Genomic DNA, 15,632 nt, shown 5'->3' with positions numbered 1-15,632 from the left:
ACCAACAACAGAAGTACCAACAACGGAAGCGCCGACAACGGAAGTACCGACGACAGAAGCACCGACGACAGAAGCACCAACAACAGAAGCACCGACGACAGAAGCACCAACAACAGAAGCACCAACAACAGAAGCACCGACGACAGAAGCACCAACAACAGAAGTACCAACAACGGAAGCGCCGACAACGGAAGTACCGACGACAGAAGCACCGACGACAGAAGCACCGACGACAGAAGCACCGACGACAGAAGCACCAACAACAGAAGCACCGACGACAGAAGCACCAACGACAGAAGTACCGACGACAGAAGCACCGACAACGGAAGCACCAACGACAGAAGTACCAACGACAGAAGCGCCGACAACAGAAGCGCCGACAACAGAAGCGCCGACAACAGAAGTACCAACAACAGAAGTACCAACAACGGAAGCGCCGACAACGGAAGTACCGACGACAGAAGCACCAACAACAGAAGCACCGACGACAGAAGCACCGACGACAGAAGCACCAACAACAGAAGCACCAACTACAGAAGTACCAACAAATGATAATCAGATTCCACAAATTCCTGTTCCTGAGGAGGACACAGCATCAGTAATCGAACCTGATGAACCTCTTGTACCAGAAGAAGTTTTAACACCGAAAGAGGATATAGATACTGATAATCAGATTCCACAAATTCCTGTTCCTGAGGAGGACACAGCATCAGTAATCGAACTTGATGAACCTCTTGTACCAGAAGAAGTTTTAACACCGAAAGAGGATATAGATACTGAGGATCAGATTCCACAAATTCCTGTTCCTGAGGAGGACACAGCATCAGTAATTGAACCTGATGAACCTCTTGTATCAGAAGAAATTTTAACACCGAAAGAGGCGACAGCAGAGCAAGTAACACCGTCTGTTGATCAGAAGTTTCTTGTATTTAATCCTGAACCTGCTCTGGGTGTGAGCATTACTGGACAAAAGAAAGACCTTATTATCAATACAGATTCTGTTGCTAAGGATAATGAGACTAAAGCGCTACCTTTAACAGGTGAAAATCAAGATTATAAAAAAGAGTTTTTATCACTATTAATGATGATTCTTGGTTTATTCTTGATCAAACGTAAAACAAAATAAAAAAGATTTAATATACTTTCGATTAAGGGACAGATGAGTATATAAGGTAGATAACTTTGAGTTATCTACCTTTTTCATTGTATGAGGACTGTAATAAGAAAGTGAACTTGAAGCTGACGAAGTGATTACAGGAGTGTGTTGAGTTTTTTATGAGTTATATTAATGAATGCTAAAGTTTTTGTATATTGATCCAGTAACGGTCTACATCAATATCATCATGTGTATCATGTATGCTATTCTCGCAGATGCCACCACAAGCTAGAATGGTGTTCTTACTGGCGATATTATTATAATCACAAGTTACAAGGGCCTTCTTCACACCTTTAGTTTCAAGGAATAGGGGTGCTTGACGCAACATCCATTTTGCAATACCTTGTCGTCTTTCATCAGGTCTTACTGAATAACCGATATGCCCGCCGACATTATTTAAATAGTCATTTAAATAATGTCTGATATGAATCATACCCACAATCTTCTGATCTTCATTGATACATAGAAATTGTGTAGAAGGTACAAATCCTTCTGGGAGTCGATCTAGAATCTCCTCATCTTGAATACGTTCAAACCAGTGATCAAAGGTATCAAAATTATGAAGTGACGATGAACCATGAATGATCTCATTATTTACTGCGAAATCTGCACGATATCGCATGATGTCTGTCTTGTATTCAATTGACGGTTTTACGAGCTGAAGTTCTGGCAATTGACATCCCTCCTTCTTTTTTATGATTATACATTAACAGAAAGGAAGAAGTAAATTTGTAATTTTATAATCACATAAGAGATTTTATAGCTACAGTGTCGCTGTTAAATGTTATTCTATCCTTTAAGAGGGTAATTTAAAGTAATTAAATATTAAAGGGTGATTTATATGTTTGGGAATAAAGAGGAAAAACGATTTACTAACTATAACGCTGCATCTGGTAAACCATCTAAGATGATGTCTAATTATATTGTTGTCGATGAACAGACAGGTGTACAATATCTATTTTCGGCGATGGGATACAGTGGTGGTATGACAGTATTGGTCGACAAAGACGGGAAGCCGCTACTTGCTGATGGTTATAAATAGATGAATGATAAGAATAAATCATTAGTTGGACTGGGGTTATGCGCTACGATTATTTTAGGGTTTATCGCGCTTATGATCAGTGAGAAGACAGAAGACAATGCACTTGAAAATCGTCACATTGATGTGTCGCATACTTATAAAGAAGCACTTGATAAACAGATGAAAGCACAGGCGATGTATTCGAATGGAGTCGTATGGAAAGCTGCTACACGTAAACAGATTGACACGTATATGAACATCGATAAATTAACAGAAGACAGCGCCCAGCAATATCAGTTCTTAAATCTGAGTAAGACGCAGAAGATTCATCCCGCCACATTGGATAAGCTGCTAAAAGGCAAGGAGATTCTTAATAACGAAGGAACAAGTTTCGCAAGAGCTTCCAGGCTTCATGATGTTAACGAGATCTATCTGATCAACCATGCACTACTGGAAACAGGTAAGGGTAAGAGTAAGCTTGCCAAAGGTGTCGCTGTTGACGCCAAAGGAAGGGTTGGTAAAGGGAATAAGAAATATTATAATTTCTTTGGTATCGGAGCCTACGACCATGATCCTGTGAATGAAGCGGCTAAATATGCATTTAGACATGGTTGGGACACACCAGAAAAAGCAATAGTCGGTGGGGCAAAGTTTATCAAGACAGAGTTCTTAAATGATGAAGCACAGGCCACATTATATGGTATGCGCTTTAACCCTGTAAATCCAGGACATCATCAGTATGCAACAGACGTCAGATGGGCACATCATAATGCACGCAGCATTGCAGACGATTATAAGAAGCTGAAGTTACGAGGAAAGTATTTTACAACTTATGCGTATAAAGAATAATCCAGACGATTAATCGTCTGGATTATCTTTATGATGCTTTTTCAGTTGAAGTTTCTTCAGATTTCTGTAGTTCTTCGATAGATTGTGCATTCTTCGCACCTTCTGGAATTTCAATTGCTTTTACTTGATTGTACTTATCATATGTTGCTGTTGTCTTCGTGTTCATCTTCTTATCTTTCACTGTCATATTAATATCAGTAATTGTCTTAGTCATCATCAAGTCTCTATCAAATGTGATAGTTGCTTTCCCATCAATATCCTTTAACTTACCTTCAAGTGCTTTAACGGCATCCTCTGAATCCGTTGCTTCACTGAGTTTTTTATATTCATCTAGACCTTTAAATGACTTAGTGATTTCGTAGCCATTGTCTACTGATTTGAACTCACCATCTTTATAGGCGTCTAGTGTTTTAAGCGCTGAGTTATAATCTAGCTGATCAAGCTGATTCTTTACTTGATCTTCCATTACACTCGTAGCATCGATATAGTTCTGACCATCTTGCGTAATAATGATTTTCTTATCGAATATATACATATCCATCGATCGATTCTGCATATCTGTACTGATCTTAGTCTTGTTTGCATCATCTACAGACATTTCCATCTTTACATTGCTTGTATCACTACCTGATTTTAACTGTGTATCAAGGTTTGCATGGTAACTTTTTATAGTTTTCCCTTTTTCCTGAGCCTTTACAACTAATGCTTCTGCATCTTTAACTTCGGGTGCTTTATTTTCAGATGCTGTTTCAGAAGATTTAGATTCAGTAGAGGTTTCAGCTTTCTTTTCTTCAGATTTAGTATCTTCTGTTTTCTTTGTATCTTGTCCGCAAGCAGTAAAGATCAAGGTAGAACCGAGTAATAGTGATAATAACTGTTTAGATTTCATAAAATTCCTCCGATTGATTTAATTAACCTTAGAGTACCATAATTATATTGGGGTTCATAATAACTACTCGTTCTCTGCACTCGGTGCAGTCTGACTTAATTTCTTGCGTTTTGTCGGGTCCAGTCTACGTTCAATAAGACCCAGTATAATGTCTGCAAGCACAGCCATCAGCGCAGTCGGTAACGCACCGGCCAGGATGATTGATGTACCATCTGTGGCGTTTGTTCCGCGGATGATGATGTCACCTAAGCTTTGTGCCCCGATAAATGAGCCGATAGCAGTGACTCCGATTGCGATAACGAGCGCGATACGGATACCTGCGATGATGACTGAGAGGCTGAGGGGTAACTCTACCATGGTCAGCAGTTGGCGTTTTGTCATCCCCATGCCACGGCCAGCATCAACGATATGTTCGTCAACCGCTTTGAGACCTGTATATGTGTTCTTAATAATAGGCAATAAGGCATAGAGGAATACGGCCATGATCACAGTCTTCTTACCAAGCCCCATCGCCAGCATGAGTAGTGCAAGTAAAGCGATGGCAGGAATTGTTTGTATGATATTCGCAATCGAGATTACAGGTGTTACAAGACGTCTATGTCTGGCGATCCATATACCGATCGGTATACCTACTATGGCTGCTAACAGTACACCGTATATACTGATTAGAAAGTGCCCAAGGAAAAGCTGGAAGACGTATCCTGCATTATCCTGGAAGTAATGGATGAACTGTTCGAATGTATTAAGATTCTCCATTATTTCGCACCTCCTTTGAAGTAATTATGTGATTTTAAGTAGGCTTCTGCTACTACTGCAGGTTCTTTCAGGTTATTATCAACTTCATAGTTGAGCTTTTGCATTTGTTCTGTTGAAATCTGATCTTTCATCGATTCTAGCAGATTTTTAATCTTTGGATCTTTCTTAAGCAGTTCATTAGTCGCCACTGGATTCGCATCATAAGGCGGGAAGAACTGCAGGTCATCTTTTAGTACGACAAGGTCATAACTCTGGATACGTCCATCCGTTGTATATCCAAGGACGACGTCCATCTTGCCTGCATTCACTGCCTCATAGACAAGTCCAATCTGCATCGGCTTAGTGTCTTTAAAGTCAAAGCCGTAAGTTTTTTTGAATGCATCAAACCCATCACCTTTACGTTTCATCCACGATGAATCTACGCCAGCACGTAAGTTTTGTGCAACTTTTTTCATATCACTGACTGTCTTCAGGTTATACTTCTTCGCTGTCTCTTTTGTCACCATGAAAGCGTATGTATTCTCGAAGCCGTAAGAATCAAAGTAGTGCTGGTCAAACATTTCTTCAAACCCTTTGACGACAACACTTCTTGCTTTGTCTGGATCTGTGATCGGCTCTTTACCGAGTGGACCTGTTAAATCTGTGCCGGTATAACGGGCAGAAGAGACGTTTGCATCGCCACGCATCATCGCCTGGTGTACTACTGTTCCTGAACCGAGGTTATTGATCAGTTCTACAGGATGATCGGTCTCTTTTTCTATAAGAAGCTTGATCATGTTCGCAAGGATCTGACTTTCGGTCGTATATACTGAGGCAATCTTGACAGTTTCTTTTTGGTTGTTCTGTCCACAGCCGCTAAGCACGAGTAGACAGGATAATAGTATGAGTAATTTCTTCATTTATTTTTCCCCCTTCGACACAACTAATCCACGTGGGGTCGTAATCTTTTCTATATATGCTAATGCGAAGTCTGTAACGAGCGCGAGCAGTGTTACAACGACAGCACCCGCGATAATCAGTTTCGGCTGGTAGAGATTGAGCCCATTAAAGATAAAGTCTCCAAGTCCCCCGGCGCCAATATATGAAGCAAGCGTCGCCCAGCTAATGGCATAGACAGCAGAAAGTCTGATACCGCTCATAATGACCGGGACTGCAAGCGGTAGCTCAACCATACGTAATAGCTGGTTCTGAGTCATGCCCATTGCACGACCTGCTTCTCGTGCATTTTTGTTAACAGACTGTATGCCGAGATAAGTGTTATTGAGTATCGGAAGCAGCACATAGAGAAACAGTGCGATAACAGCGGGTAGTGTACCTATCCCAAAGAAGGGGATCATCATCGCAAGTATCGCTAGCGAAGGTACGGTTTGTAACACGCTCGTTATAGAGAGTACAACCTTTGCTAGTTTATCAGATTTTGTCAGCACAATGCCGAGCGGTACTGCAACGATGATCGCTGCAAGTAGGCTGAGCAGTGAAATGGAGATATGCTCCCACGTCTTCTCGAGTAGTTCGGCCTGGTTTTCCTGTAAGAATGCTAACATATTATACCTCCTCTAACTCTTCGCCCCAGATAGTGTCATAGACGATATCTACTAAGTTGGCACGAGTAATGACGCCGAGCAGTCTGTCGTGCTTATCAAGCACTGGGATAAGACGAATATTACGCTTAAGGATGGTACGCACTGTATCTTGAAGATACACACCAGAACGCACGAAATAGACATTATGGTTCATGATGCGAGACAGGCTTAATGATTTCTTAGCTGCTTCAGATAAGTCTTCAATGTCGACGTAGCCGACTAAGACATTATCATTGTCTGTGATGAGCAATGTATCTACACGACGCTCACGCATAATCTGTATCGCTTCACCTATTGACTTCTCAGCTGTAACGGAGATGGGTTTGACCATTGCTTCATCAACTGTTTTAACGTTAGGCGTCGTCTGGATCAGACGGTTTTCGCCGATGAAGTCGCGCACAAAATCATTTGCTGGACGTCTTAATATATTGTTCGGTGTATCAAGCTGTACGACTTCACCATTACTCATAATGACGATGCGATCTGCTAATTTGATAGCCTCGTCCATATCATGCGTGACCATGATGAAAGTCTTATTGAATTTGACCTGCAGCTCTTTCACTAGATCCTGCAAAGTATCACGTGTAAGTGGATCCAGTGCACCAAAAGGTTCGTCCATCAGAATGATATCCTGATCTGCAGCAAGTGCACGTACGACACCGATACGTTGCTGTTGTCCCCCTGAGAGCTGAGCGGGATAGAGGTCAAGATAGGATAATGGAAGATCGACGAGCTGAATCAGTTCTTCAGCTTTCTTGTTCTTGTCCTCTTCTGACCATTTCAGCAATTTCGGTACAAGCGTGATGTTGTCACGAATCGTCATATGAGGCAGTAATCCAATCTGCTGGATGACGTAGCCGATTTTACGGCGAAGCTGTACGGGGTTCAGTTCTTTGATATTCTTCCCGTCCAGAGTGATCGTCCCGCTAGTTGGCTCGATCATACGGTTGATCATACGCATCGCAGTTGTCTTACCAGAACCGCTCGTACCGATGAACGCGATAAACTCTCCTTGCTTGATTGAAATATTTAAATCTGACACTGCTTTTTTACCGCCTTTATAAACTTTCGAGACGTTATTCATTTCTAACATGTCTTCACCTCATAAAATATTTTTTGTGAATAAGTCTTATATAAATATAAAAATTATATACTATAAGTTTGTTTACCCAATTTTTTGATAATATATAGGTAAGGGAGTGGATATAATGAGAATTGCAATTATAGGTGCAGGCGTTGGTGGCATATCTGTGCTGAAGTATCTGCATAAAGAAAAAAAAATGAAAGCTGAGATTACAGTTTTTGATGATAAGAAGTATATGGGGAGTGGACGTGCATTTCAGTACGACGACCCCGAACTGCTGATGAATTATCCTGGAAATCTCATCAGTATGAAACCTAATAAGCAACGAGACTTCATCGACTGGATTCAAAAAAGCGATGTTAACAAAGAGATTCATCTCGATGAAGCGGAGAACACTTCAGCCAATCGTTATTATTCTCGACAATTATTCGGTAAATACATGCAAGAACACTTTGAGAAATTTGCGAACAAGAAGAACGTATCTATTATAACAGACCATGCACGAAATGTTGAGTTTATTAGTCAGGAATATGTCGTTTCCACTCAGCATGAGAAATATTATTTTGATGCTATATTTTTATCTCCAGGCCAGTTTGGACCGATGGATCCTTATCAGCTTGAAGGAACAACGGGCTATTATAAATGGCCGTATCCACTGCATGAGAAGAGCATTGAAGCGAACAAAGATTATGCGGTTATTGGGACAGGCCTTTCAAGTCTCGATATTGTGCGTTACTTTATCGCACATAGTACGAACAAGTTAGCGCTTATCAGCCGTGATGGTAAGGTACAGTCGGTCCGTGGTAAGATGCAGAAGGTCAAGTTTAAATATATAACGCATAAGAAACTTGAGAAAATCAAAGTGGCGCATCATGGTTATATTCCATTGGAGGAATTGGTAGAAAGGTTCAAAAAAGAGCTTGATGGACTCGGCTTAGATGTAGAGAAACTACGTATTAACCGTTCAAATCCAGTACGTGCATTAAAATTTGACTTGAGTCATCCAGAAGAGGTCGGGCTGATGCAGTCATTCGTCCTTGAAATAGTCCATATCGCATCGTATATATGGCCATTTATGACACGAGAAGATAAAGCAGCATATCGCAAACACTATGCACCGATACTAGATGATTATGCGAATCCAATGCCTGAAGGAACGGCAGAGGAACTGCTCGATGCCCTTTCTAGTGGACGCGTAGAGATCTATAGAGGAATAACAGACATTGAGTATAAATATAATAAGTTCCGCATTCACACAAAGGATAAAGAGCTACGTGTACATTATGTGTTTAATGCGACAGGCCCAGCAAAAGCTTACAAGGATGCAACTGAACCTAATCCTTTGATTGAAAACCTTGTGAATCAGGACTTGCTGATTGAGCATCCAGATGGAGGTTTCTATGTAACGCCGATTCGCAATCAGGTTATTATGAGAGATGGTGTCATGTCACGCTTCTTTATGCTTGGACAGAAGACATCTGGTGTCAACTACTTAGATAACGGTATAATGGAACTGATTGATGAAGCGAAACGAACAGTTAAAGCTCTAGCTGAAGAGGAGGGATTGGATGTATAGCAAAGCAGATGCTGCATTATGGAATGGCAGAATAGATGATAATGATAATCGTGCACATTTTAGAAATTTTCAAGTAGCACAAGTAGTAGATGCAGAAGGTGAGCTTACAGAACGATTTGATGTTGGTATACTCGGGTATGCGGTTGATCGTGGTGTCTATCTGAATCAAGGCAGGGTGGGTACGAAGCAAGGGCCTGATGCGATACGTACAAAGTTTGGTAACCTGCCATTGATGCATGATTTATCAATTGCTGACTTCGGGAATGTGACGACTGAAGAGAAGTTTGTTGAGAATGTGCAGCATGAATATGCTGAACTCATTGATAAGACGAATGACTATGCTAAGTTCCACCTGTTAATCGGTGGAGGACACGATATTTCTTATGCGCATTTTAAAGGATTAAAAGCTTTATATCCGGAGCAGTCTATCGGTGTCGTCAATATTGATGCGCATTTCGATCTGCGCGATAGTGAATATGCAACGAGTGGTACAGGATTTAAACAGATACTTGAAGAAGATGCAGATGCCGGCTACCTCGTGCTTGGGCTGCAGGAAGCGGGGAACACACAGCATTTATTTGAAGTAGCGGAACAGTATGACGTGAAATATGTGCTCGCTGAAGATATCGACTATGATACGACAGATGAAATTATCCAGTCATTTATCGAGCAGTATGACATTATTATGCTGACGCTATGTCTCGATGTGATTGACAGTGCATATGCACCAGGTGTCAGTGCACCGTGCAGCTTCGGACTTACACCTCAGCAAGTAGAGCGTCTTATAAGAGAAATACTCTCATATGGCAAGACGCGTCATCTAAGTATTGCTGAGATGAATCCAGAATATGATATAGATGAACGCACTGCAAAGCTTGTCGGCAACATCATGTTTTTTGCAGTGCACCGAAATCCCAATATTTTATAAAGCCATCTATTAAAGAAAGTACTCTCGTGGAGTGCTTTCTTTTTTTGTGGTAATTGATATAGATTGTGCGACTGATGTTCGGACGAATCGTAATCGCATTAAGATGAGATGCATTATGAGACTGATAGTATATTTTAGGGATGACTGCATAACCGATACGCTCATGCACATAGTTAAGCGCCGTTTCAAAACGATCCACTTCAAGCACGATATGAGGCCTGATATTATGCCTTAAGAAATAATCATTTAGATGTTTACGGACTTGAAAGGAGTCATTCGGCAGAATCAGCGGCAGATCGCCTAGATTGACGCTTCTTTTATTATTAAATGTATCGTTTGGTGCAGTGAGGATATAGTCCTCTGAATATAATGGCAGTGAAATAATGTCATCATGGATAAGCTGTTCATTTGATAATGCGATATGGACATCATAATTGGTGATGGCCTGTGTGATCGCATCTGTCGTCAATATTTCTCTGATCATATAATGCTGATCTGTATCATGCTCTTTATGCTGCGCGATAACAGTGCTTACCCATTTACTTGCAGACTCTAATATACCGATTTTAATTTTAGGGTTATTGCTGTAATTTAAGTCATACATTTGTTCGACCGTCTGCTGATATTTATGTACAATATCTTTTGCATACTGATAGAACAGAATACCACGCTCCGTAATCTTGATTTCCTTCGTACTTCTCGTCAATAGCTTGTATCCTATTTCCGTTTCCAGCTTCTTGATTGCAGCCGTTAACGATGGCTGACTAATATGCAGATACGCACTCGCTTTCGTGAAACTTTGATGTTCAACAACCGCAATATAATATTCGAAATGTAGAATTTTCACTGTTCATGCTCCTTTTATAGTTAAATCCTATTAATAATTAGTTTATTTATATTAGATAACTATATAATAGCAGATTATAATAAGTAACGAGCACAATAAACTGAAAATTTAAATAAATGGAGGCGATTATAATGAGAAATATTAGAGCAAAGAAAGGTTTAGAAATCGAATGTAAAGGCTGGGAGCAAGAAGCGGTATTACGTATGCTCTATAACAACTTAGATCCAGAAGTTGCAGAGCACCCTGAAGACTTAGTTGTCTATGGGGGTATCGGTAAAGCAGCACGTAACTGGGAAAGCTTCGATGCGATTGTTGAAAGCTTGCGTAATTTAGAAAAGGATGAAACGTTACTTGTTCAGTCTGGTAAACCTGTCGCAGTGTTTAAGACGCACGACCAGGCACCACGTGTATTATTATCTAACTCTGTATTAGTTCCGAAATGGGCAAACTGGGAGCATTTCAATGAATTAGATAAAAAAGGCTTGATGATGTACGGGCAGATGACTGCAGGAAGCTGGATCTACATCGGTTCCCAAGGGATTGTGCAAGGAACGTACGAAACATTCGGAGAACTTGCAAATCAGCATTTCAATGGAGACTTAGCAGGTACGATTACATTAACTGCAGGACTTGGTGGTATGGGCGGGGCTCAACCGCTTGCTGTCACGATGAATGGTGGGGTAGTTATCGGTATAGATGTCGATGAAAGCCGTATCGATAAACGTATTGAAACGTGTTACTGTGATGTGAAGACGCATAGTGTAGACGAAGCGATTCGCCTGGCGACTGAAGCGAAAGACAAGAAGGAGGCATTATCAATCGGACTTGTTGGTAATGCTGTCGATGTCTATAAAGAACTATTAGATAAAGACTTTAAAGTTGATATCGTAACAGATCAGACAAGTGCCCATGACCCATTAAACGGTTATGTACCAGTTGAATACACATTCGAAGAAACAGTGAGGATGCGTAAGGAAAATCCTGAAGAAGTTGTTCGTCTAGCGAAGAAATCGATGGCGAAACACGTTGAATACATGCTTGAGTACAAAAAACGTGGCGCAGTTGCATTCGATTACGGAAATAATATCCGTCAAGTTGCATTTGACGAAGGTGTTACAGATGCATTCAGCTTCCCAGGATTCGTACCAGCATACATTCGTCCGCTATTCTGCGAAGGAAAAGGACCGTTCCGCTTTGCAGCATTAAGCGGGGATCCAAAAGATATTGAACGCGCAGATGAAGAGATGCGTAAATTATTCCCTGATAATAAGAAATTAATGCGCTGGTTAGACTTAGCAAGTGAGAAGATTGCATTCCAGGGATTACCATCTCGTATCGCTTGGCTCGGATACGGTGAACGCGCTAAGATGGGGTTAGCACTAAATAAACTTGTTGAAACTGGAGAGATTTCTGCGCCTATCGTTATCGGTCGTGATCACTTAGATGCAGGAAGTGTTGCAAGTCCGAACCGTGAAACAGAAAGCATGCAAGATGGCAGTGATGCAGTGGGAGACTGGGCAATATTGAACGCACTAATCAACACTGCAGCTGGTGGATCATGGATTTCATTTCACCACGGTGGCGGCGTAGGTATGGGATATTCATTACATGCTGGCATGGTTGTTGTAGCAGATGGCACGAAAAACGCTGAAGAACGATTACAACGTGTGCTCACAACGGACCCAGGTATGGGTGTAGTGCGTCATGTTGACGCGGGATATGATATTGCGGTTAATGTTGCGAAAGAAAAAGGCATCAATGTACCAATGCTTGACAAATAATAGATGGGGATGGTTATGATGAACGATTTAATAATTCAGAACATTAGTGAACTAATCTTACCGAAGAAGACAGACAAACCTTTAAAGGGTGCGGAACTTGCAGACCTTAAAATTATAGAGAACGGAACGGTCGTTATTAAAGATGGCAAGATTGTTTATGCCGGAGAATTTAATGATGAGTATGTAGCAAGTGAAACGATTGATGCGAAAGGAAAGACAGTATCACCAGCACTCGTCGATGCGCATACACATTTAGTGCACGGCGGCTCACGTGAACACGAAATGAGCTTGAAACGCCAAGGTGTGTCATATCTTGAAATTCTTGAGCAAGGTGGGGGCATTCACTCTACAGTGAAAGCAACACGTGAAGCGAGTGAAGATGAGTTGTTCGAAAAAGCAGAGCATGAATTACTGCGCATGATTCATCACGGTGTACTCAGTGTTGAAAGTAAAAGTGGATATGGTTTAAGTTTAGAGCATGAGTTAAAACAGTTACGCGTTTCAAAAAGATTACAGGAAAAGTACGGCATCAACATGAAACATACGTACCTTGGACCACACGCTGTACCGAAAGATAAAGACAGTGACGTGTTTATTAAAGAATGTATCAGTGATTTAGAGCAAGTGAAAGATTTAGCAGACTTTGCGGATATCTTCTGTGAAACAGGTGTGTTCACAATCGATCAGTCTCGTGAATACATGCAGGCAGCGAAAGAGCATGGCTTACCAGTGAAAATCCATGCCGATGAAATCGACCCGCTTGGTGGATTAGAACTTGCTATCGAAGAGAATGCCATCAGTGCGGACCACTTAGTAGCAGCAAGTGAAAAAGGGAAAGAGATGCTAAAAGATAGCGATACAGTCGCAGTATTATTACCGGGAACAACGTTCTACCTCGATAAAAATGAATACGCAGACGCACGTGGTATGTTAGACAATAACGGTGCCATTGCAATTGCGACGGACTACAATCCAGGAAGCTGCGTAACGAGTAACTTACAGATGGTGATGAGCATTGCTGCACTGAAACTCAAGTTATCACCGAAAGAAATCTGGAATGCCGTTACAGTCAATGCTGCGAAAGCTATTGGGTTAGACGCTGGAACAATCGATGTAGGTGATGAAGCGAATATAGTGGTGTGGCATGCGAAGAACCATGAGTACATACCATATCAATATGGTGTTAACCATGCAGAGAAAGTGATTCATAAAGGGAAAGTCATTGTTGAGAATGAATTTAAGTTGAAATAGTACGATGTATCACCCTCAATTTTAAGTTGAGGGTGATTTTTTTATAGGGAATATCGGATAGGGGAGCGAATTGAGTTGGCTCACAAAAAATAAACATGAGCCAAGATGATGCTCACTGCGTATAGAGAACCACCAAGTTGGCTCACAAAAAATAAACATGAGCCAAGATGACGTTCACCGCGTATAGAGAACCGCCAAGTTGGCTCATAAAAAATAAACATGAGCCAAGATGCTGTTCACTGCGTATAGAGAACCACCAAGTTGGCTCATAAAAAATAAACATGAGCCAAGATGACGTTCACTGCGTATAGAGAACCACCAAGTTGGCTCACAACAAATAAACATGAGCCAAGATGCTGTTCACCGCGTATAGAGAATCGCCAAGTTGGCTCACAAAAAATAAACATGAGCCAAGATGACGTTCACCGCGTATAGAGAATCGCCAAGTTGGCTCATAACAAATAAACATGAGCCAAGATGACGTTCACTGCGTATCAAGGACACTTCTCAGCTATCACACCTCAGCATCGCCACCTAAAACATCCGAAATCTTTCCATTGATTTTTCGGTCAAACTTCGATACGATTAACTTGTCGTAATTGACAGACAAGTTAATAACATTCTTTCGGGGCAGGGTGAAATTCCCAACCGGCGGTGATAGCCCGCGACCCTTATGCACTGCATAAGGCTGACTCTTTGAAAATCAGAGGCCGACAGTTAAAGTCTGGATGGGAGAAAGAATAAGGATACCATTAATCGATGGTTTATTTGTTGATAACTTAAAACTCGACGATATCCATTTTATGGTCTTATTTGTTGAACCTAAATTTCCAATCTCCCGAGCATATTTTGTTCGGGAGATTTTTTTATAGGAGGAACAGATGTATATTAACAAAGCATTTGAATTAGTGAAATGGACAGAAGGACAGACAGGTATGAATCCGACAGTCGGCTGTGTCATCGTGAAAGATGATCGCATTGTTGGCATCGGTGCGCATCTGACTGAAGGTGAGGCACATGCTGAAGTGAATGCGATTCATATGGCAGGGACTCATGCGCAAGGTGCGACACTTTATTGCACGCTTGAGCCGTGCAGTCATCATGGGAAGACGCCACCTTGTACTGAAAAGATCGTCGCTGCTGGCATAAGCAAGGTTGTCTATGCAGCGTCAGATGTAACGTTATCATCAGGTGTAAGCTATATGCAGTCTAAAGGCATTGAAGTTGAAAAGGTAGAAGATGACGCAATCGCTGCGTTTTACGCACCGTTTTTCACGAGTAAAACATCTTCACTACCATATGTCACAATTAAGATGGCAACAACGATTGATGGTAAAACTGCCGATGATGAAAGTATAAGCAAATGGATTACGAACGATAAATCTCGTGCACATGCGCATCAAGTGCGCTACGGGATGGATGCGATTATGGTTGGGTACAATACCTACAAAAAGGATACGCCGACCCTTGATGCGAGACTTTACAAAGATAAACGCATTAAAAAAGTCATCGTTACAAATGGTCCGTTTGTATTAAATACACAAGACGATAACGATTATGATAGGTCGCGTTTAATCATCGTTTCAGCCATCGATCAGCATATCGATGGTATTACGGTCATCCATGTCCCGCGCTTAAGTCCAGAAGATATATTAAAAGCGCTTTATAATGAGCGCATCCGTAATTTATTAATTGAAGGCGGAATGCAGACCATCCGCACATTTATAGAAGCAAAGTGTTATAACGAAATACACCACTACATTGCCCCGAAACTGTTAGGTGGAACTTCAAAACATCAGTTTTTAACGACTGATACTCTTTCCTCAATGCGTGATATGACGCATTTTAATCTTGTCTCTGTAAATCAGTTCGACGACGACGTACTCCTTATTTACAGAAAGGCGTGATCTC

General features: G+C 41.3%; 15 protein-coding genes and 1 riboswitch. Of the genes, 8 read left to right on the top strand and 7 right to left on the bottom strand.

Translation table 11 applies throughout. The features are described 5' to 3' along the window. Positions 1-1,126: LPXTG cell wall anchor domain-containing protein (locus ACZ2V4_RS03840; RefSeq protein ID WP_490514515.1), on the top strand; the 1,126-nt coding region annotated here is incomplete at its 5' end. A 169-nt stretch (positions 1,127-1,295) separates the two neighbouring features. Here ACZ2V4_RS03840 and ACZ2V4_RS03835 read toward each other — a convergent pair. Then, a complete protein-coding gene (locus ACZ2V4_RS03835; protein WP_420493869.1) occupies positions 1,296-1,829 on the bottom strand; it encodes a GNAT family N-acetyltransferase in 534 nt (177 codons plus the stop codon). Between the two features lie 168 nt (positions 1,830-1,997). Between ACZ2V4_RS03835 and ACZ2V4_RS03830 the strand changes: the two genes are divergently transcribed. Both ACZ2V4_RS03830 and ACZ2V4_RS03825 read left to right on the top strand, forming a co-directional pair. Next, a complete protein-coding gene (locus tag ACZ2V4_RS03830; RefSeq protein ID WP_219521079.1) occupies positions 1,998-2,198 on the top strand; it encodes a DUF6440 family protein in 201 nt (66 codons plus the stop codon). Then, entirely contained in the window at positions 2,199-3,026 is an 828-nt protein-coding gene (locus tag ACZ2V4_RS03825; RefSeq protein ID WP_420493868.1) for an N-acetylglucosaminidase, read from the top strand. Between the two features lie 28 nt (positions 3,027-3,054). On the opposite strand, the gene ACZ2V4_RS03820 is transcribed toward ACZ2V4_RS03825, so the two are convergent. The 5 genes from ACZ2V4_RS03820 to ACZ2V4_RS03800 form a co-directional block, all read right to left on the bottom strand. Beyond that, positions 3,055-3,915, bottom strand: a complete 861-nt coding sequence (locus ACZ2V4_RS03820) for a DUF6612 family protein (protein ID WP_420493867.1) — start codon at positions 3,913-3,915, stop codon at positions 3,055-3,057. Between the two features lie 63 nt (positions 3,916-3,978). After that, on the bottom strand, positions 3,979-4,671 hold the full coding sequence (locus ACZ2V4_RS03815) for an ABC transporter permease (RefSeq protein WP_219492818.1): 693 nt from the start codon (positions 4,669-4,671) through the stop codon (positions 3,979-3,981). Next, positions 4,671-5,570 carry an osmoprotectant ABC transporter substrate-binding protein gene (locus ACZ2V4_RS03810; protein WP_490514513.1) on the bottom strand — a complete coding sequence of 300 codons (900 nt, stop codon included), beginning with the start codon at positions 5,568-5,570 and terminating at the stop codon, positions 4,671-4,673. Before ACZ2V4_RS03810 ends, ACZ2V4_RS03815 begins: the two co-directional genes overlap by 1 nt. Beyond that, positions 5,571-6,215, bottom strand: a complete 645-nt coding sequence (locus ACZ2V4_RS03805; protein WP_101141559.1) for an ABC transporter permease — start codon at positions 6,213-6,215, stop codon at positions 5,571-5,573. A 1-nt stretch (position 6,216) separates the two neighbouring features. Beyond that, positions 6,217-7,347, bottom strand: a complete 1,131-nt coding sequence (locus ACZ2V4_RS03800) for a betaine/proline/choline family ABC transporter ATP-binding protein (RefSeq protein ID WP_101143235.1) — start codon at positions 7,345-7,347, stop codon at positions 6,217-6,219. Between the two features lie 115 nt (positions 7,348-7,462). On the opposite strand from ACZ2V4_RS03800, the gene ACZ2V4_RS03795 reads away from it, so the two are divergent. Further along, positions 7,463-8,914, top strand: a complete 1,452-nt coding sequence (locus ACZ2V4_RS03795; protein WP_490514512.1) for an FAD/NAD(P)-binding protein — start codon at positions 7,463-7,465, stop codon at positions 8,912-8,914. Then, complete coding sequence (gene hutG / locus ACZ2V4_RS03790; protein ID WP_490514511.1) at positions 8,907-9,842, top strand: formimidoylglutamase; 936 nt, start codon at positions 8,907-8,909, stop codon at positions 9,840-9,842. Before ACZ2V4_RS03795 ends, hutG begins: the two co-directional genes overlap by 8 nt. Here the strand turns inward: hutG and ACZ2V4_RS03785 are convergent. Next, the gene (locus ACZ2V4_RS03785; protein WP_420496110.1) at positions 9,802-10,689 is read right to left on the bottom strand and encodes a LysR family transcriptional regulator; all 888 of its coding nucleotides are present in this window, start codon (positions 10,687-10,689) and stop codon (positions 9,802-9,804) included. The two genes, hutG and ACZ2V4_RS03785, sit on opposite strands and share 41 nt — an antisense overlap. 131 nt (positions 10,690-10,820) lie before the next feature. On the opposite strand from ACZ2V4_RS03785, the gene hutU reads away from it, so the two are divergent. The 3 genes from hutU to ribD all read left to right on the top strand — a co-directional run bounded on the left by hutU (position 10,821) and on the right by ribD (position 15,628). Then, positions 10,821-12,470: a urocanate hydratase gene (gene hutU, locus ACZ2V4_RS03780; protein WP_420496109.1), complete on the top strand. Its 1,650-nt coding sequence runs from the start codon at positions 10,821-10,823 to the stop codon at positions 12,468-12,470. Positions 12,471-12,488: 18 nt separating this feature from the next. After that, the gene (gene hutI, locus ACZ2V4_RS03775; RefSeq protein ID WP_420496108.1) at positions 12,489-13,721 is read left to right on the top strand and encodes an imidazolonepropionase; all 1,233 of its coding nucleotides are present in this window, start codon (positions 12,489-12,491) and stop codon (positions 13,719-13,721) included. Positions 13,722-14,338: 617 nt separating this feature from the next. Then, positions 14,339-14,465: riboswitch (FMN riboswitch) on the top strand. Positions 14,466-14,602: 137 nt separating this feature from the next. Continuing rightward, a complete protein-coding gene (gene ribD, locus ACZ2V4_RS03770) occupies positions 14,603-15,628 on the top strand; it encodes a bifunctional diaminohydroxyphosphoribosylaminopyrimidine deaminase/5-amino-6-(5-phosphoribosylamino)uracil reductase RibD (RefSeq protein ID WP_219492804.1) in 1,026 nt (341 codons plus the stop codon). Positions 15,629-15,632 lie beyond the last annotated feature (4 nt).

The organism is Macrococcus sp. CoH-51_TC_04 (assembly GCF_058188655.1).
The sequence above is the reverse complement of the archived record's forward strand: the minus strand, read 5'-3'. Positions and strand labels throughout refer to the sequence as shown.